Origin of the sequence: Burkholderia sp. 22PA0106 (genome assembly GCF_047497155.1) — a bacterium.
In the GTDB taxonomy this organism is placed as follows: domain Bacteria; phylum Pseudomonadota; class Gammaproteobacteria; order Burkholderiales; family Burkholderiaceae; genus Burkholderia.
On the sequence record NZ_CP163163.1, the window covers coordinates 185,621 to 205,053 of the forward strand.

The following is a 19,433-nucleotide window of genomic DNA, read 5'->3' on the forward strand; positions in this document are numbered from 1 at the left end:
CCCGGCAGCCGCGCCGGGTATCTCGGAAAGGCCGCCCGGCGAGGCCGGCGCCTTGCCGGCAAGCGCGCTGCCGGTGCGCCTGAACGCGCGCGCGGCGGCTCAGAAACGCGGCAGATCGGGGTGCGGCAGCAACCCGCCGCGCACGTGCATGCGACCGTATTCGGCGCAGCGCGCGCGGCTCGGGATGCCCTTGTCGGGGTTCAGCAGGTTGGCCGGATCGAACGCGCGCTTGACGGCGAAGAACGTGTCGCGCTCCTCCGGCGAGAACTGGACGCACATCGAATTGAGCTTTTCGACGCCGACGCCGTGCTCGCCCGTCACCGTGCCGCCCAGTTCCACGCAGCTTTCGAGGATGTCGGCGCCGAACAGCTCGGCGCGGTGCAGCTCGTCCGGCTCGTTGGCGTTGAACAGGATCAGCGGGTGCATGTTGCCGTCGCCCGCATGGAACACGTTGATGCAGCGCAGCCCGTAGCGCGTTTCCATCTGCTCGATGCGCGCGAGCAGCGGGCCGATCGCGCGGCGCGGCACGGTGCCGTCCATGCAGTAGTAATCGGGCGAGATGCGGCCGGCGGCCGGGAACGCGTTCTTGCGGCCCGACCAGAAACGCAGCCGCTCGCTCTCCGAGCGCGACACCTGGATGCGCGTCGCGCCGCTGGCCTTCAGCACGGCCGTCACGCGCGCGATTTCCTCGGCGACCTCGTCGGGCGTGCCGTCCGATTCGCAGAGCAGGATCGCGGCCGCGTCGAGGTCGTAGCCGGCCTGCGTGAAGGTTTCGACGGCTTGCGTGGCGGGCTTGTCCATCATCTCCAGCCCGGCCGGCACGATGCCCGCGGCGATGATCGCGGCCACCGCCTCGCCGCCCTTCACGACGTCGTCGAAGCTGGCCATCACCAGTTGCGCGGCCTGCGGCTTGGGGATCAGCTTGACGGTGATCTCGGTGACGATCGCGAACATGCCCTCGCTGCCGATCATGATGGCCAGCAGGTCGAGGCCCGGCGTGTCGAGCGCGAGCGAGCCGAATTCCACCACGTCGCCGTCGATCGTCACGGCGCGCACGCGCAGCACGTTGTGCACGGTCAGCCCGTACTTGAGGCAGTGCACGCCGCCCGAGTTCTCGGCGACGTTGCCGCCGATCGTGCAGGCGATCTGCGACGACGGATCGGGTGCGTAATAGAGGCCGTACGGCGCGGCCGCCTCCGAAATCGCCAGGTTGCGCACGCCGGGCTGCACGGTGGCCGTGCGTGCGTACGAATCGACCTCGACGATGCGCGTGAAGCGCGCCAGCGACACCACGATGCCGTGCTGGTTCGGCAGCGCGCCGCCCGACAGGCTGGTGCCCGCGCCGCGCGGCACGATCGGCACGTTCAGGCGGCGGCAGATCTGCACGATCCGCTGCACCTGCGATTCGGTTTCGGGCAGCGCCACGGCCAGCGGCAGGCGCCGGTAGGCGGCCAGGCCGTCGCATTCGTAGGCGGCGGTATCTTCGTCGCGATGGAGCAGGCAGTGGGTCGGCAGCACGGCCATCAGCGCCTGCACCACCTCGCGCTGGCGCTGCGCGCGCGCGGCCGGGCCGAGCGGCGGGGGTTCGGCGCTCGCGGTGGCGGCGGCCTGCGCGTCGGTGTTGGCGTTCATGTCTCCTCCTGGGGCGGCGGCGGCCGTGGTCGGCCGTTTCGTGTCGTGCTCGGTCTTGAGGGGCGGTGCGGCGGGTTGCCCGCGCGCCGCCGTGCGCCTCATGCGTCGAGGCTGAAGATCTTGCCGGGATTCATCAGGTTGTGCGGATCGAGCGCGAGCTTGATGGCGCGCATCGCGTCGATCGCGTTCTCGCCGTGCTCGGCCGTGAGGAAGCGCATCTTGTGCAGGCCCACGCCGTGCTCGCCGGTGCAGGTGCCGCCCATGCGCAGCGCGCGTTCGACGATTCGCTCGTTGATCCGCTCGGCTTCCTGCAATTCCTCGGGACGGGCGGGATCGATCAGGATCGCGACGTGGAAATTGCCGTCGCCCACATGCCCGACGATCGGGCAGGGCAGCGTGGAGGCGCGCAGGTCGACCTCGGTTTCCTCGACGCAGGCGGCCAGGCGCGAGATCGGCACGCACACGTCGGTGGTCACGGCGCGGCAGCCGGGCTTCAGTTGCAGCATGCCGAAGAACGCGTTGTGCCGTGCCGACCAGAGCCGCGTGCGGTCTTCGGGGCGGGTGGCCCATTCGAAGCCCTGGCCGCCGTTCTGCGCGGCGAGTTCCTGCACGCGTTCGGCCTGTTCGCGCACGCCGGCCTCGGTGCCGTGGAATTCGAAGAACAGCGTCGGCGCTTCGGCGAGCGTCAGGTTCGAGTGGCGATTGATGGCGCGGATGCCGAGCGCATCGATGAACTCGACGCGCGCGATCGGCACGCCGGTCTGGATGGTTTCGATCACGCTGCGTACCGCGTCGCCCATCGACGGAAACGTGCAGGTGGCGGCCGATACCGCCTCGGGCAGCGGATGCAGGCGCAGCGTGATCTCGGTGATCACGCCGAGCGTGCCTTCGGAGCCGACCAGCAGGCGCGTCAGGTCGTAGCCGGCCGACGATTTGCGCGCGCGGCTGCCGGTCTTGATGAGGCGGCCGTCGGCCAGCACGGCGTTCAGGCCCAGCACGTTCTCGCGCATCGTGCCGTAGCGCACGGCATTGGTGCCCGAGGCGCGGGTGGCGGCCATGCCGCCGATGCTGGCGTCGGCGCCCGGATCGATCGGGAAGAACAGGCCGGTGTCGCGCAGCGTTTCATTGAGCGCCTTGCGCGTGATGCCCGGCTCGACCGTGACGGTCAGGTCGTCGGCATCGATCGACAGCACGCGGTTCATGCGCGAGACATCGAGCGAGACGCCGCCGCGCACCGCCAGCAGATGGCCTTCGAGCGAGGAGCCGGCGCCGTACGGAATCAGCGGCACGCCATGTTGCGCGCAGAGCGCGACCACGGTGCGCACTTCATCGGCGCTTTGCGCGAACACCACGGCGTCGGGCAGCTCGGGGTCGAACGGGGATTCGTCGCGGCCGTGATGGGTGCGCACGGCTTCGGAGGTGGACAGGCGCTCGCCGAACGCAGCGGCCAGCGCGTCGCGCAGCGCATCGGGGAACGGACGGCGCAGCGACGCCGGCGGGGCGGGATGGTTCACGCGTGTCTCCTGGAACGGCTTGTGGGGGCGTGCAGTCGCGGGCCGGCAAGACGTGCGCCGGTGCGACGATGGGGAAATCATTCTACGCGCAAAGGCCGTCGCCTTGAGCGGGGCCGCCGCTGGGATAATCGGCGTTCGCGCGCGTGCGCCGGCCTTTCTCCGTGGCGGGGAAGGGCACGGTCGCCGCGCTGTCACATCACCGGCCGGGCCGCGCCGCGCGCCCGCACACGACGAGGATCGAACCATGGGCAACCGCCTGAGCAAGATTGCAACCCGCACCGGCGACGACGGCACCACGGGCCTGGGCGACGGCAGCCGCGTCGCCAAGGACGCGGCGCGGATCGCTGCGATCGGCGACGTCGACGAACTCAATTCGCAGCTTGGCGTGCTGCTGGCCGAGCCGTTGCCGGAAGATATTCGCGGCGCGCTGTCGGCGATCCAGCACGATCTGTTCGACCTGGGCGGCGAGCTGTGCATCCCGGGCCATGTGGCGATGACCGACGCGCATCTGGTCCGGCTCGACGACTGGCTCGCGCACTACAACGCGCAACTGCCGCCGCTCAAGGAGTTCATCCTGCCGGGCGGCGCGCGCACGGCGGCGCTCGCGCATGTCTGCCGCACCGTGTGCCGGCGCGCCGAGCGATCGATCGTCGCGCTGGGGGCGGCCGAAGCGGTCGAGGCCACGCCGCGCCGCTACGTGAACCGGCTCTCCGATCTGCTGTTCGTGCTGGCGCGCGTGCTGAACCGCGCGGCCGGCGGCAGCGACGTGCTGTGGGAGCGTGGCCGGCCCGAATGAGGGCACGATCGCTTCGATCGTTATCGATGGAAGCGATGCGTCAATTTGTCCATGTCGACGTGCGGTTCTTAAAGATGTATTGTTTGTGCATCTTTTAAGAACAACCCCCATGGAGAACACGCATGACGACGCTCACCGCCGATCAGATGGCCCGGGTCAAGGCCACCGCTCCCGTTCTTGCCGCCCACGGCACGACCATCACGCAGCACTTCTACCAGCGGATGTTCAAGCACCGCCCGGAAGTGCGGAACCTGTTCAACCAGACCCACCAGACCGCGGGCGGCGGGCAGCCGGAGGCGCTGGCGAAGGCGGTGTACGCGTACGCGGCGAACATCGACAACCTCGCCGTGCTCGGCAGCGCCGTGTCGCGCATCGCGCAGAAGCACGTGAGCCTGGCGATCCGGCCCGAACACTATCCGATCGTCGGCGAGCATCTGCTGGCGTCGGTCGTCGAGGTGCTCGGCGATGCCGTCGATGCGGACACGGTCGCGGCCTGGCAGGCGGCCTACGCGCAGCTCGCGGAGCTGCTGATCGGCGTCGAGGCAAAGCTGTACGACGCTGCGCCGTGGAGCGGCTATCGCCCGTTCCGCGTCGCGCGCAAGGAGCGCGAAAGCGACGAAATCACCTCGTTCTATCTGGAGCCGACCGACGGCGGCGCGGCGCCGAAGTTCGAGCCGGGCCAGTTCGTGTCGATCAAGCGCCATGTGGGCGATCTCGGCGTCGATCAGCCGCGCCAGTACAGCCTGTCGGACGCGCCGAACGGCAAGTGGCTGCGGATTTCGGTGAAGCGCGAGGCCGGGCGCGCCGCGGGCAGCGAGCCGGCGGTGCCGGCCGGCAAGATCTCGGTGCAACTGCACGACGGGGTGGAGGTGGGCGCGATCGTCGAGGTGACGGCGCCGGCCGGCGATTTCACGCTGTCGCGCGAGGCCGGCAAGCCGGTCGTGCTGATTTCGGGCGGGGTCGGCATCACGCCGATGGTGTCGATGGCCACGACGCTGGCGGCCTCGGGCGGCACGCGGCCGATCCGCTTCGTGCACGCCTGCCGTTCGGGCAGCGTGCATGCGTTCCGCGACTGGCTCAATGCGCTGGTCGAGGCATATCCGGATGCGAAGCGCGAGGTGTTCTACGAAATCGTCGGCCCCGGAGATCGCGCGGGCATCGATCACGATCGCGAAGGGCGTCTGACGCCGGACGTGTTGCGCGCCTCGGTGCTGCCCGACGCCGATTACTACATCTGCGGCCCGGTGGCGTTCATGAACGCGCAGCGCGATGCGCTGCTGGCACTCGGCGTGGCGCGTGAGCGCGTGCATGCGGAAATCTTCGGTTCGGGCGCGATCGACTGATCGGCCGAACTACCTATCGAGCGCGGTAAACGACATCGCCCGGGAGCCTTGATGTTCCCGGGCGATGTGTGTATTTCAGCGGTTCGGCGATTCAGCGGCCTGGCGGCGGCGCTTCAGACACGCCCCGCCAGCCCCGCCTGCGCGCCTCAGTTGCCGCTGCCGCGCGCCACGCGGCGCGCCCGCACCGCTTCGGCCAGGCCGTCGAGCAGCGTGACGCTGTCGTCCCAGCCGATGCAGGCGTCGGTGATGCTCTGGCCGTAGGTCAGCGGGCAGCCCGGCGTCAGGTCCTGACGGCCTGCCACCAGATGCGATTCCACCATCACGCCCACGATGCGGTCGTCGCCGGCTGCCAGTTGGCGGCCGATGTCGGCGCACACGGGAATCTGGTTCTCGTGCTTCTTCGAGCTGTTCGCGTGGCTCGCGTCGATCATCAGGCGCGCGGCGAGGCCGGCCTTGCCGACATCGGCGCAGGCGGCGTTCACGCTTTCCGCGTCGTAGTTCGGCGCCTTGCCGCCGCGCAGGATCACGTGGCAATCCTCGTTGCCGGCGGTCGAGACGATCGCCGAGTAGCCGCCCTTGGTCACCGACAGGAAATGGTGCGGCTGCGAAGCGGCCTTGATCGCGTCCACGGCGATCTTGACGTTGCCGTCGGTGCCGTTCTTGAAGCCGACCGGGCACGACAGGCCCGACGCCAGCTCGCGGTGCACCTGCGATTCGGTGGTGCGTGCGCCGATCGCGCCCCACGACACCAGATCGGCGATGTACTGCGGGCTGATCATGTCGAGGAATTCGGTGCCGGCCGGCAGGCCCAGCGAGTTGATCTGCAGCAGCAGCTCGCGCGCGGTGCGCAGGCCTTCGTTGATCTTGAAGCTGTTGTCGAGTTGCGGATCGTTGATCAGCCCCTTCCAGCCCACCGTCGTGCGCGGCTTCTCGAAGTACACCCGCATCACGATTTCCAGGTCGTCCTTGTGCTTGCGGCGCAGGTCGACGAGCTGGTTCGCGTATTCGACCGCGGCCTTGGTATCGTGAATCGAGCACGGGCCGATCACCACCACGAGCCGGTCGTCCATGCCGTGCAGGATCCGGTGCAGCGAACGGCGCGTCGAGTAGATCAGCTCGGCCACGGTTTCCGAGCACGGGAATTCGCGGATCAGATGGGCGGGCGGCGTGAGTTCTTTCAATTCGCGGATACGGACATCGTCGGTGTTGTGCGGGGGCATGGCTATGTTCTCCAGTGTCGCTTTGCCGGTTCGGGCTTGCGTCGGGCCGTTGCGGATATCGTGGGTTGAATGGGCGGCCGGTGGTTCATCGGGAGCCGGAGCGACGCCGGCGGGGCAAAAAAAAACCGCCGGGTTCGCCGGCGGTCTTTTCAGGAATTCGGTTCGCGCTTTACGCGCTATCACTCCTCTCGATCCGCCAACGGTCTGAGATACCAAAAAAAGTAAAAATAAAACTTGGCGGACATGGCGTGTTCGATGTGTTGTCGAGCAGAGGATTGCAACTTTATACCCGGGCTGCACGCGATGTGCAAGCCTGGGCCGTGAAAAACGCGGATGATCCGCGCGAAATCAAGAATTAATGAGGAAATTCTGCATGGCGATGCGGGCTTGCCGCATCGCACCATGCGATCCGGCCCGGCTTACGCGGTGCCGCCCACCGTCATCGAATCGATTCGCAGGGTCGGCTGGCCGACGCCCACCGGCACGCTCTGGCCTTCCTTGCCGCACACGCCCACGCCCGAATCGAGCTTCATGTCGTTGCCGATCATGCTGACGTATTTCAGCGATTCCGGGCCGCTGCCGATCAGCGTCGCGCCCTTGACGGGGTACGTGATCTTGCCGTTTTCGATCATGTAGGCCTCGGAGGCCGAGAACACGAACTTGCCGTTGGTGATGTCGACCTGGCCGCCGCCGAAATTGACCGCGTACAGGCCGTTCTTGACCGACGCGATGATTTCCTGCGGGTCCTTGTCGCCGTTCAGCATGTAGGTGTTGGTCATGCGCGGCATCGGCAGCGCCGCGTACGATTCGCGGCGCGCGTTGCCGGTGACGGGCATCTTCATCAGGCGCGCGTTGAGCGTGTCCTGGATGTAGCCCTTCAGGATGCCGTCCTCGATCAGCGTGGTGCACTGCGTCGGGTTGCCTTCGTCGTCGATGTTCAGCGAGCCGCGGCGGTTCGGCAGCGTGCCGTCGTCCACCACCGTCACGCCCTTGGCGGCGACGCGCTCGCCGATCTGGCCGGCGAACGCGGATGAGCCCTTGCGGTTGAAGTCGCCTTCCAGGCCGTGGCCGATCGCTTCGTGCAGCAGCACGCCGGGCCAGCCCGAGCCGAGCACCACCGTCATGGTGCCGGCCGGGGCCGGCCGTGCGTCGAGGTTGACGAGCGCCGCGTGCACGGCGTCGTCCACATATTTCGACAGGACTTCGTCGCTGAAATAGCCGTAGTCGAAGCGGCCGCCGCCGCCGCCCGAGCCGATTTCGCGGCGGCCGTTCTGTTCGGCGATCACCGTGACCGACACGCGCACCAGCGGGCGGATGTCGGCGGCCAGCACGCCGTCGCTGCGCGCCACCAGCACCACGTCGTATTCGCCGGCCAGGCCCGCCATCACCTGCGTGATGCGCGGGTCGCGGCCGCGCGCCATCTGCTCGACGCGCTCCAGCAGCTTGACCTTGGCGGTGGCGTCGAGCGAGGCCAGCGGATCGGACGGCAGATACAGATCGCGTCCCGATACGCCGGTCAGCGACGAGGCGACCTTCACCTTGCGCCGGCCGCCGCCTGCCGCGGCGATCGCCTTGGTGGCCGAGGCCGCCTGGCGAATCGCCTCGGGCGAGAGGTCGTCCGAGTAGGCGAATGCGGTGCGGTCGCCGGCCACGGCGCGCACGCCCACCCCCTGGTCGATGCTGAAGCTGCCCGATTTGACGATCCCTTCCTCGAGGCTCCAGGCTTCGCTTCGCGTGGCCTGGAAGTACAGGTCGGCGTAGTCGACGCGATGCGTGAAGATGTCGGCGAGCGTGCGCTTGAGCAGCGATTCGTCGAGGCCGTACGGCGTGAGCAGGATGTCCTTGGCGAGGGCGAGATTGCGGATGCCGGGTTCGATGATGTTCATGCGGTATCGGGGTTCTTAGCAGGTGACTCGGGGATGTCTCGTAATGGGGGCGGTGCGCTCAGCCGAGCACGCGATGCCGCCACGCGGGCAGGCTCTGGCGAACTTCGGCGATGCGCGCCGCGTCGAGCGGGCCGGCCACGACGCCGGCGCCTTCCTCGCGCACGGCGACGATCTCGCCCCAAGGATCGATCAGCAGGCTGTGGCCCCAGGTGCGGCGGCCGTTCTCGTGCTTGCCGCCCTGCGCGGCCGCCAGCACGTAGCACTGGTTCTCGACTGCCCGCGCGCGCAGCAGCGTTTCCCAGTGCGCGCGGCCGGTGGTGTACGTGAAGGCCGACGGCACCACCATCAGGGCGCAATCGCCGAGCTTGCGGTACAGCTCCGGGAAGCGCAGATCGTAGCAGACCGACAGGCCCACCTTGCCGAACGGGGCGTCGAAGGTTTGCACGGCCTCGCCGGGGCGGATCGTGCGAGCCTCGTCGAACGATTCCTCGCCCTTCTCGAAGCTGAACAGGTGGATCTTGTCGTAGCGCGCCGCTTCGCGGCCCTCGGGATCGAACACCAGCGTGGTGTTCAGCACCCGCGACGGTTCCGGCGCGGCCAGCGGCAGCGTGCCGCCGATCACCCAGATGCCGTGGCGTTTCGCGGCGTCGGCCAGGAAGCGCTGGATCGGACCGTCGGGGTGGGGCTCGGCGATCGCGAGCTTGTCGGTATCGCGGTGGCCCATGAAGCAGAAGTATTCGGGCAGCAGCACCAGTTGCGCGCCGTCGGCGGCCGCCTCGGCGATCAGCCGGCCGGCCTCGTCGAGGTTGCGGACGACGTCGGGCGTGCTGACCATCTGCAGCGCGGCGACCGTGAACGGGGAAACGCGATCGGGTCGGTCGGTCATCGAGGAAGCTTCGTCGAGGAGTAAAAAGGGTGCGGCCCGGTGGCGGCGCGGCGCATCAGCGCTGGGCTTCGCCGTCGGGCGTGCGGATCATCTTACCCCGATCGCCGGTCACTCGCTGAATCCGCGGATGCGCCCACGAGCCGGTGATCGCGTAGTCGAACGCGAACGCGTGGGACAGCGTTTGCGACAGTGCGAGGTTGGCGGCCAGCACGCCGAGGCCGAGCAATGGGTTGATCACGGCCGCGCCCACCGCCGCCGCGCTGGCGCTGACCTTCGGCGCGATGTGCGCGTGCAGGTCCTGCGTCTCGTGGGCCAGATCGACCGTGCCCTTGACGGTCACGCGCGCCGGCGCGGTAACCATGCGGAAATCGTCGGTGGTGGCGATGCCGTCGTCGATCCGGCTGGTGCCCTGGATCGAGTCGAACGGCAGGCCCTTGCCGATCACGTCGCGGAAATCGAGCGTCAGGAAGCGCGCCAGCCCTTGCAGGCTCAGCACGCCGAGCAGCTTGGCCGCACCCGGATCGACCTTGAGGATTTGGCCGTGGGCGAGATCGATGGCGAGCCGGCCGTCGAGCGACGGGTAATCGATGGCGGTCGGGCCGCCGCGCCAGCCGACCTTGCCTTCCAGCGTGCCGCGGCCGTTCGCGACCGTGCGCGGCAGGCCGACGCGGTCGAGCAGCGCGCCGGCGTCGTCGATCGCCAGCTTGAAGTCGAACACGGTGCGGCGCGGCGCGTCGTCCCCGTCGGCGCCGTGCGCGATGGCGCGCCGCGAGGTGCGCCAGTTGGCGGTGGCGGTGAGCTTGGCGGCCGGGTTGGCCAGTTCGAGCTTGTCGAGCTGCCAGACCGGGATGCCGTTTTCGTCGAAGTTGTGCGCGTTGACCTGCAGCCGGCCGATGTCGTGCCCGCGCGCCACCACCTGGTCGACCACCAGATCGATGGCCGGCATCGCGCGATCGGTCGGCATGTTCATCGCGCCACCCACCAGGTCGTGATCGGCGCTGTCGGGGATCACCAGCTTGGCGAGCCGCGCGTTGAGCACGCCCGCGCTGTTCTGGCCGCCGCGCGGCTCCCACGACAGGTAGCCCGACACCTGGTTCGAGGCCACGTTGGCCTGCCAGAGGTCGTCCACGTGCGAGGCGCCGACGATCACGTTTTCCCAGTTGCGCTTGATCAGCTTCAGCGTGCCGAAGTGCAGCGCGAAGCGTTTCGGCGCGAAGCTGGCGAGATCGACGCGCGCGGCCGGCAGCGGTGCGCTCGCGGCGGCGGGCGCCGACGCGGAAGTGGGCGCGGACGGCGCAGTCGGGCCTTTGTCGGCCACCGCGGCGGCGGCCACCGGGGCCGCGACCGCGCGCGTGCCGGCGGTCGGGCGCAGCGTCTTGGCGAACGCGAGCCAGGCGTCGGCGTCGAGCGCGGAGGCGTCGACCACGGCCGTCACGCCGTCGTGCGGCAGGTCGGGCATGCGGTTCATGCCGAGCGCGCCGCGCACCGCGCGCACCGGCTCGCCGTGTGTCGCATCGAGCAGATAGGTGGCCGCCACGGGGCCGAGCTTCAGGTCGGCCTGGCCGAGCGTGCGGCGGCCGTCGGGCGGCAGCGGGCGCAGCGTGAAGCTGAACGGCATGGCCGTGCCGGCCGGCTTGGTGAACGGCGCGGGGAAATCGAGCGCGAGGCCGGTCAGGTCGGACGACGCGCTGACGTCGGGCAGGCCGCCCTTCGTGCCGCGCACCGACAGCCGGTAAGGCGCGTCGCCGACCACCCGGCCGAGCAGCGCCGCCGCCGGCCCGTGCAGGTTCAGCCCGCGCGCCGAATCGACGGCGATCCGGCCGTCCACGTCGACATCGTAGTTGCCGCCGTGACGGAAGCCGCCGTTGGCGTGCACTTCGCCGCCGAGCAGGCGCGCCGAAAGCCGGTCGAGCGAGGCGCTCTGCTGCGTGAAGCGCACCGTGCCGCGCAGTTGCGACAGCGGCGGCAGGCCGTCCGCCTCCAGCGTGTTGCCGCCGAACGCGAGCGCGCCGGCGACCTGCGTGTGCGGCTGCTTCTGGCGCTGCGGGATGGTCAGTTTCAGCGCCAGCGAGGCCGGCCCCTGCGCGCGCAGGCGCTGGCCGACGTGGCCGGACAGGCCGCCGAGCGTGCTGTTGTCGGCGTAGTCGATCAGGTCGGCCAGCGGGCCGTGGGCGTGGCCCTCGATCACGAGCGGCGATTTGAGCGGATGGCCGAGATCGTCGATGCGGCCGACCACGCCGGTCAGTTGCACGCCCTTGTAGTGGGCGCGCGGAATGTCGAAGCGCAGCTTGTTCTGCTGCATCTCGAACACGCCTTCGATGCCGTCGAGCGCCGGCCACACGCTCAACGTGCCGTTGGCGAGCCGGCGCGGCGGCTGCGGCGTCGGCTCGAAGCGCCCGCCCGTGAACGGCGCGTGCACGTGGAAGATGCCCTGATCCGGCGTGTATTCGTAGGGGAAGGTTTCGAGCGGCCCCTTGGCGATGATGGTCGCGCCCTTCGACACCGTGCCGGCTTGCAGCGCGTGGCCGAGGTACAGGTGCAGGCGATCCGACATGCTGGTCGGCAGGTAGCGGACGATGCGCGCCACCGCCGCACGGGCGAAGTCGGCCTTCAGGTCGAGGTTGCCGCGCCCGTGGCCGGGGTTCGTGTAGCTGCCGGTCACGGTGATCTCGGCATCCGGGTTGGCCACGTACAGCGACGGCACCTGCACCTCGATGCGCGGCCGCCGTTCGCCCGGCGCGGGCTGGGCCGCGATGGTCCAGGCGGTTTGCGCGCGGATCCGGTCGAACGTCAGGCGCGGATCCTCGAACACGCCCGGCACCGTGACGGCGGCATTGACCGTGTCGATCTGCGCCTGTCCGCCGCGCTCGCTCGCATCGATATGGCCCCAGAGGTTCTCGAAGCCCGGTATCCCGGCGCGCGGATGGCCGCGCGGCGACAGGCCCGGCCCGGGCTCCTGCGCCTCGAAGCTGATGCCCTGCAGATCGCCCGTCGCGTGGTAATGCACGATCGGCGCGGCATGCGCGGTGTCGTCGCCGGCCAGCTCGGCGCGGCTCGGCGCGGCGCGCTCGGCTTCCATCACGTAATTGGCGACCAGCCCGCGCGGGTCGACGCGTACCAGTTCGTTGCGGAACCGTGCGGGCAGCGGCAGGCCGCGGATGAATTCGGCGAGGATGCCGAGATCGACGCGGTCGCCGGCCACCCGGATCAACTGGCCGTGCTGCGCGTCGGGCACGCGATAGCGCGCGGTCAGCGTCGAGAACGCCAGCGAGCGCGACAGCGGCGTGCCGTCGTCGAGCGGCGGCTGGCCCAGCTCGGCGTGCAGGTTCGAGAGGCTCAGCGTGTAGTCGTGGCCCGGATCGAGCGCGAGATCCCAGCCGAACTTCGCGACCGGGATATCGAGGCGGGGCTGCGTCGGCCGCACCCGCAGCGCCAGATCGGCGCCGTTCAGGCTGCCGTGCGCGTCGAACAGCCGGCCGTTGTGGAAACCGATCCAGATCGTGTTGTCGATGCGGCCCGCGTAGGCGCGCAGCGGCACCGGCAGGTAGCGCGCGAGCGTCGGCAGGTCGACCGCGCCGGTGGATACGTAGGCGTCGCCCGTCCAGTTGGCGGGCCGGCCGATCGCGGCCAGCGGCTTGTGGGTGAAGCGCGCGCGGAAATCGAGCGGGCCGGCGAACAGCGTGCCGTTGGCCGGCGCCTGCAGCGCGAGCCGGTGCACCAGGCCGTCGTTGAGCACCGCGAGCCGGATGCCGGTCAGCGTCAGCTCGGGCGCGTCGCGCTGGGCGTCGAGCCAGCGCAGCGTGCCGCCGCGCAGCACGATCGCCTGCTGGCGCAGCAGCCAGGTGCTGAACGTGTCGTTGCCGCCGGTGTGCACGGTCGGCACGGTCACGCCCGCCACCGACAGCGTGCCGTCGCGCGCGCGCGCGATCAGCAGGTCCGGGGCGTCCACCACGAGGCTCGACAGGGCCGGCGAGAACTGGATCAGCGAGCGCCACGAGATCGCGGCGGTGGCGTGCGGCACGTTCAGCGCCGTCTTGCCGTCCTTGCCGCGAATCGTCAGCGCCGTGATGTCGACGCCGGGCTGCATGCCCGACCAATGCGGCGCGAGCTTGCCGATCCGGACTTCGGTATGGAGCTTGTCGGAAACGAAGGTTTCGATGCGGGGCCGCAGCGTGTCGACCTGCGGCAGCAGCACGTAGCGCAGGCCGAGGTAGCCGGTGGCGGCGACGAAATAGAGGGTGGCGCCGCTCACGATGGCGACGCGGAGCACGCGACGCAGCACCGGATGATCGTGCTCGGGAGGTCCGGCTTCTTGACTGGCTGCGGATTCCTGGCGGTCGGGCATGCGGCGGAGGGGCGGCGATGTGATAGCGTTGCGGACTGACGCTGGAATGTAACACAGGGGTGCGCCGGAGCGGCCGTATGGCCGGCTTGCGCACCTCCGCCGCCGGAAAATCGTAGCGCGGGCGATAGCCGCCGCGCGCCGGCTTATCCGGCCTGTCTCCTGCTTGCCTCCTGGCGCCGCGCGCATCGCGCCGGCGCTCCGACCGCCTTCCTGCCGCGCCGCCGCCATGACCGACGCCTCCGCCCTGATCAGCACTGCCTATTCCCGCTACCTTGCACGCGCCGCCGTCGCGCGCCCCGAACTCGCCGCGCGTATCGCCGCCTGGGCCGCCGCACCGGTGGGGCGCGCCGCGATCGAGGCGCGGCTCACCGAGCTGCTCGACGCGGCCGCGGGCGGCCCGGGCCACCCGATCGGCGAGGAGCCGCTGCGCCGCGCCTTGCGGCAGTTGCGCATCGAGGTGTTCGGCGCGGTGGCCGAGCGCGATCTGGCCGGGCTGGCCGACGTCGCCGAAGTCACCGCCGCGATGACCGACCTGGCCGAAGCCACGCTGCAACGCTCGCTCGCCGTGCTGTCGGCCGAACTGGAAGCGCTCTACGGCGAGCCGCGCGGGCCGTCGGGCGAGCGCCTGACGCTCGGCGTGGTCGGCATGGGCAAGCTCGGCGGGCGCGAGCTGAACGTGTCGTCCGACATCGATCTGATCTTCGTCTACGAAGACGACGGCGAGACGGCCGGCGGCACGCGCGCCGCGCTGGCCACCCAGGAATATTTCACGCGGCTCGGCCGGCGCCTGATCGGCGTGATGTCCGACGCCACCGCCGACGGCTACGTGTTTCGCGTCGACATGCGCCTGCGCCCGAACGGCGATTCCGGCCCGCTGGTCTGCAGCCTCGGCATGCTGGAGGAATACTTCTACGTGCAGGGCCGCGAGTGGGAGCGCTATGCGTGGATCAAGGGGCGGCTCGTGTCGGAGCCCGACAGCGAGCCGGCGCAACGCCTGGCGAAACAGCTCGATGCGATCGTCAAGCCGTTCGTCTACCGGCGCTACCTCGATTTTGGCGTGATCGGCGCGATCCGCTCGCTGCACAGCCAGATCCGCCAGGAAGCGCAGCGGCGCGCCTCGATGCGCCCCGACAAGGCCGACGACATCAAGCTCGGCCGTGGCGGCATCCGCGAGATCGAATTCAGCGCGCAGGTGTTCCAGTTGATCCGCGGCGGCCAGGATGCCGATTTCCGGATCCGGCCGACGCTCGCGGTGCTGGCGCACGCCGTCACGCGCGGGCTGGTGGCGGCCGACGTGGCCGAGCGCTTCGCCGAGGCCTACCGGTTCCTGCGCGTGATCGAGCACCGCCTGCAATACCGCAACGATGCGCAGACCCACGCCATGCCGGTGGACCCCGACGATCGCGCGGCGCTGGCGGCCTCGCTCGGCTATGCCGATTACGCCGCGCTGCTGGCCGAACTCGACCGCCATCGCGGCTTCGTCGAGGCGCAGTTCGATCAGATCTTCTCGAACCGGCTGGCCGACGAGCCGGGCGGCAACGGCCACGGCGACGACGGTGCGTCGGCCTGGATCTGGAGCGAGGCGCTGGCCGACGACGGCGAGGACGACGCGCTGCTCGCGCGCCTGTCCAGCCTCGGCTTTGCCGACCCGGCGGCCGTGCTGGCGCGGCTGCGCGGTGTGTGGCGCTCGTCGCGCTACGCCGGGCTGCCCGAAAGCAGCCGGCAGCGTTTCGATCGCGTCGCCAAGCGCGCGCTCGATGCGGCCCCCGGCATCGATGCCGCGCATCGCGGCGACACCGTCATCCGTTTCTTCGATCTGCTGGAGACGGTCGGCCGGCGCGGCGCCTATCTGGCGTTGCTGACCGAATACCCGGCCGCGCTGGAGCGCGTGCTGTCGGTGCTCGGCGCGACGCGCTGGGGCGGCGGCTACCTGATCCGCCATCCGCAACTGCTCGACGAGCTGCTCGACGACGAGGCGATCGCCAGCCCGTTCGACGTGACGCTGTTCAAGGACACGCTGCGCGCGCGGCTCGCCGCCGCCGACGGCATGGAACAGCAGATGGACCTGCTGCGCCACGCGCAGCACGCCGAGGTATTCCGGATTCTGCTGATCGATCTGGCCGGCAAGCTGTCGGTCGAGCATGTCAGCGATCGGCTCTCGGAGCTGGCCGACGCCGTGCTCGACGTGACGCTCGGCGTGGTCTGGTCGCAACTGGCCAAGCGCCACCGCGACGCGCCGCGCTTCGCCGTGATCGCCTACGGCAAGCTCGGCGGCAAGGAATTGGGCTACGCGTCGGACCTCGACGTGATCTTCCTCTACGACGACCCCGACGACCGCGCCGCCGACATCTACACCACCTACACGCGCCGGCTGATCACCTGGCTGACCACCGCCACCGGCGCCGGCGCGCTGTTCGATCTCGACCTGCGGCTGCGGCCGAACGGCGAAGCGGGGCTGCTCGTCACCGATCTCGACGCGTTCCGCCGCTATCAGTTGCGCGAGGGCGACGGCGCGAACACCGCCTGGGTCTGGGAGCACCAGGCGCTCACGCGCGCGCGCTTCAGCGCGGGCGATCCCGAGATCGGCGCGGCGTTCGAGGCGATCCGCGAGCAGGTGCTGACCACGCCGCGCGACGGCGAGCTGCTGGCGCGCGAGATCGTCGGCATGCGCGACAAGGTGACGGCCGGCCACCCGAACACGAGCGAGCTGTTCGACCTCAAGCACGATCGCGGCGGCATGGTCGATATCGAGTTCATCGTCCAGTACTGGGTGCTGCTGCATGCGGCGAGCGATCCGGCCCTGATCCGCAATACCGGCAATATCGCGCTGCTGCGCGAGGTGGCGCGTTTCGGCCTGATGGACGACACCGAGGCCGAGACGGTGGGCGCCGCCTACCGGGTCTATCGCAAGCGGCAGCATCAATTGCGGCTCGACGGCATGGAGAAGGCGCGCGTGCCGGCCGAGGCCGTGGCGGCCGAGCGCGCGGCCGTGCAGGCCTTGTGGGAGCGGGTGTTCGGCGGGGTGACGCCGGCCGCGGCGGGGGACGCAGCGGGCTGAACGCGGCTGGCGAGCCGGCCGGCGCGGCCCGGTTTGCCGCGCCGGAACCGTCAGATTGATGCGTTGGGTGACAGGCGCTGGAAAGCCGGAAACGGCGGTGCTACGATGCGCCGATCTTCCCCCGTCCAGCACTCCAATGAAAACGGCGATCTTGGTGTATGTGGACCACCAGCAGCCAGATGGTGGAGGAGTTTTCCTGGCTGTTCAAAAGCGTGATCCATTCGCGCGTGCTCGACGGCGGCGGCGCGCTGATCGCCGTCTGTCATCCCGACGTGGCCGGCCAATTGCCTGCCGACCCGCGCCTGATCGTGATGCCCGAGCCGCCGCACGCCGCATCGCATCCCGAATGGGCCGGCTATCCTTACATCAACTCGGTCGCCAACCTGTCCCGGCCGGCCGTGCTCGATGCCTGCGCCGGGTTCGACACGGTGCTCAAGACCGATTGCGACACGTTCGTTACGCCGGCCCTCGCTCGGTTCGAGCCGACGGCGCTGTGCTTCGGCTTCGGCGCCTATGCCTACGAGGATTCGGTACGCCGCAAGCTGGTGGAATGCAGCGCGCGCTGGGGCTTTCCGCATTCGGGTCTGCATAACGTCGGGGCATCGGTGCTCGGGCCGTCGGAGATGGTCCGGCACTTCCTGGTCGCGCAGATGGAGTATTGCAACCGGCTGCTGGCCGAGGAATTCGCGCAGTTCGAGGGGCAGTGGCCTGGCTGGTGCAAGAACGTGCTGACCATGTACGCGGGTGAACTGGCCTTGCGCCAGACCTACCCGCAGCAATGTTCGCTCGGCCTGCTCGACCATTTCCCGAGCGCGGCGCGGCGCCTGGGCGGTGACGTATTGCACATCCACGCCTGGCATACCGACGCCTATTTTTCGAAGCACGCGTTCCGCGCGGGCGATTACACCGGCATCGATCCGGCCACGATCGACCGCGGCACACTGGCCGGTTATTGCCATTGGCTGGCGGTGGCGGCGCTGCACGAAGTCGAGCCGGCGCCCGCGCTGGCGGCGTAGCGGCTGCGCTGGCTGCTTCAGCGGTTTGGGCCGCCCCCGCCGATTCCCCCATTCCGCTATTTCTACCGCCCCGGCCTCAGGCGGCCAGCATTTCCTTGGCGTGCTTGCGCGTGGTGGCGGTGATTTCGAGGCCGCCGAGCATGCGCGCGACTTCCTCGACGCGGCTCGCGCGGTCGAGCGGCGTGACCGTCGAGACGGTGCCGCCCGCGGTGTCCCGGCCCTTGGCGACCTGGAAGTGATGATCGCCGCGCGCGGCCACTTGCGGCAGGTGCGTCACGCACAGCACCTGGCGGTCGCGGCCCAACTGATGCAGCAGCCGCCCGACCACCTCGGCCACGCCGCCGCCGATGCCGGTATCCACTTCGTCGAAGATCAGCGTGGGCGTGAGGCTGGCCGCGCTGGCGATCACTGCCAGCGCGAGGCTGATGCGCGCCAGCTCGCCGCCCGAGGCGACCTTGGTCAGCGGGCGCAGCGGCACGCCCGGATGGCCGGCCACGCGGAATTCGATCTGTTCGAGGCCGTGCGCGCCGCCTTCGGCGAGCGGCACCAGCGTGACGTCGAAGCTGCCGCCCACCATCGACAACTCCTGCATTGCGGCCGTGACCGCGCCGCCGAGCGCGGCGGCCGCATCGGCGCGCGCCGCCGACAGCGTGCGCGCATCGTCCAGATAGGCCTCGCGGGCGCGGTCGGCCGCGACCTGCAGGTTGCTCAGGTCGGAGGCCGCGTCGAGCGCGGCAAGCTGCTCGCGGCGCGCCAGGTGTTCGTCGTGCAGCGTGTCGGGCGGCAGCCGGAAGCGGCGCGCGGCCGAATGCAGCGCGTCGAGCCGCATCTCGACCTGCGCGAGCCGGCCCGGATCGAGTTCGAGCCGCTGTGCGTAGTGCGACAGTGAATACGAGGCCTCGCGCAGTTGAATTTCGGCCGGATCGAGCGAGGCCAGCACGTCGTTGAGCGCCGGGTCGAGCGTGGCCAGATGGCGCACGTTCGAGAGGACCGCGCCCAGATGCCCGAGCATCGATTGATCCGATTCGGAGATCGCCAGCAGCGCACCCTGCACGCCTTGGCTGAGGTTCGCCGCATGCGTGAGGCGCCCGTGCTCGCTGTTGACCTCGTCCCATTCGCCCGGTTGCGGCGCGAGCTTGTCGAGTTCGGCGAGCTGCCAGGCCAGCTTTTCGCGTTCGAGCTGCAGTTCGCGCTCGTGGGTTTGCGCGAGCTCGATCTGGTGCAGCGCGTCGCGCCAGGCGCGCCAGGCGCGTGCGACGGCGGCCGCGTCGGCCGTCAGGCCCGCGTGCGTGTCGAACATCTCGCGCTGGGCGTCGGGCCGCATCAGCAACTGGTGCGCGTGCTGACCGTGCACGTCGACCAGCATCTCGCCCAGCTCGCGCAACTGCGAGAGCGTGGCGCTGGTGCCGTTGATGAACGCGCGCGAACGGCCGTTGGCGTCGATGACGCGGCGCAGCATGACCACGTCGTCGGCATCGAACGCATGCACGTCGAGCCATTGCGCGACACGGTCGTGCGGCGTGAATTCGGCGGTGATGTCGGCGCGCTGGCAGCCGGCGCGCACGACGCTGGCGTCCGACCGCTCGCCGAGCGCGAGCGCGAGCGCGTCGATCAGGATCGACTTGCCGGCGCCGGTTTCACCGGAGAACACGCTGAAGCCGGCGTCGAATTCGAGGTCGAGCCCGGCGACGATGACGAAGTCGCGAATCGAGAGATGGCGGAGCATGGTGGGTGGCG

General features: G+C 69.9%; 11 protein-coding genes. 4 read left to right on the top strand and 7 right to left on the bottom strand.

From position 1 onward, the window contains the following. Positions 1-99: 99 nt before the first annotated feature. Both AB4850_RS15810 and AB4850_RS15815 read right to left on the bottom strand, forming a co-directional pair. A complete protein-coding gene (locus AB4850_RS15810; protein ID WP_414443977.1) occupies positions 100-1,632 on the bottom strand; it encodes an FAD-linked oxidase C-terminal domain-containing protein in 1,533 nt (510 codons plus the stop codon). Positions 1,633-1,730: 98 nt separating this feature from the next. Next, positions 1,731-3,146, bottom strand: coding sequence for an FAD-binding oxidoreductase (locus AB4850_RS15815; RefSeq protein WP_414443978.1), 1,416 nt, complete (start codon positions 3,144-3,146; stop codon positions 1,731-1,733). Positions 3,147-3,390: 244 nt separating this feature from the next. Between AB4850_RS15815 and AB4850_RS15820 the strand changes: the two genes are divergently transcribed. Together AB4850_RS15820 and hmpA are read left to right on the top strand one after the other, a co-directional pair. Beyond that, positions 3,391-3,942, top strand: a complete 552-nt coding sequence (locus tag AB4850_RS15820; protein ID WP_414443979.1) for a cob(I)yrinic acid a,c-diamide adenosyltransferase — start codon at positions 3,391-3,393, stop codon at positions 3,940-3,942. A 122-nt stretch (positions 3,943-4,064) separates the two neighbouring features. Next, complete coding sequence (gene hmpA, locus AB4850_RS15825) at positions 4,065-5,285, top strand: NO-inducible flavohemoprotein (protein ID WP_414443980.1); 1,221 nt, start codon at positions 4,065-4,067, stop codon at positions 5,283-5,285. Between the two features lie 146 nt (positions 5,286-5,431). Here hmpA and aroG read toward each other — a convergent pair whose 3' ends face one another. The 4 genes from aroG to AB4850_RS15845 form a co-directional block, all read right to left on the bottom strand. Then, entirely contained in the window at positions 5,432-6,505 is a 1,074-nt protein-coding gene (gene aroG, locus AB4850_RS15830) for a 3-deoxy-7-phosphoheptulonate synthase AroG (RefSeq protein WP_414443981.1), read from the bottom strand. Positions 6,506-6,924: 419 nt separating this feature from the next. Further along, a complete protein-coding gene (tldD, locus tag AB4850_RS15835) occupies positions 6,925-8,391 on the bottom strand; it encodes a metalloprotease TldD (protein ID WP_414443982.1) in 1,467 nt (488 codons plus the stop codon). A gap of 58 nt (positions 8,392-8,449) precedes the next feature. Then, the gene (locus AB4850_RS15840; RefSeq protein ID WP_414443983.1) at positions 8,450-9,277 is read right to left on the bottom strand and encodes a carbon-nitrogen hydrolase family protein; all 828 of its coding nucleotides are present in this window, start codon (positions 9,275-9,277) and stop codon (positions 8,450-8,452) included. A gap of 55 nt (positions 9,278-9,332) precedes the next feature. Continuing rightward, a complete protein-coding gene (locus AB4850_RS15845) occupies positions 9,333-13,622 on the bottom strand; it encodes a YhdP family protein (RefSeq protein WP_414443984.1) in 4,290 nt (1,429 codons plus the stop codon). 226 nt (positions 13,623-13,848) lie between these two features. Here AB4850_RS15845 and glnE point away from each other — a divergent pair, with 226 nt between their 5' ends. Beyond that, positions 13,849-16,680, top strand: a complete 2,832-nt coding sequence (gene glnE / locus AB4850_RS15850) for a bifunctional [glutamate--ammonia ligase]-adenylyl-L-tyrosine phosphorylase/[glutamate--ammonia-ligase] adenylyltransferase (RefSeq protein ID WP_414443985.1) — start codon at positions 13,849-13,851, stop codon at positions 16,678-16,680. A 158-nt stretch (positions 16,681-16,838) separates the two neighbouring features. Then, positions 16,839-17,696 (top strand): hypothetical protein, encoded by an 858-nt coding sequence (locus tag AB4850_RS15855; protein ID WP_414443986.1) that lies wholly within the window; start codon positions 16,839-16,841, stop codon positions 17,694-17,696. A gap of 76 nt (positions 17,697-17,772) precedes the next feature. Here the strand turns inward: AB4850_RS15855 and recN are convergent, their stop codons facing one another. Then, positions 17,773-19,422 (bottom strand): DNA repair protein RecN, encoded by a 1,650-nt coding sequence (gene recN / locus AB4850_RS15860; protein ID WP_414443987.1) that lies wholly within the window; start codon positions 19,420-19,422, stop codon positions 17,773-17,775. Positions 19,423-19,433: the final 11 nt, after the last annotated feature.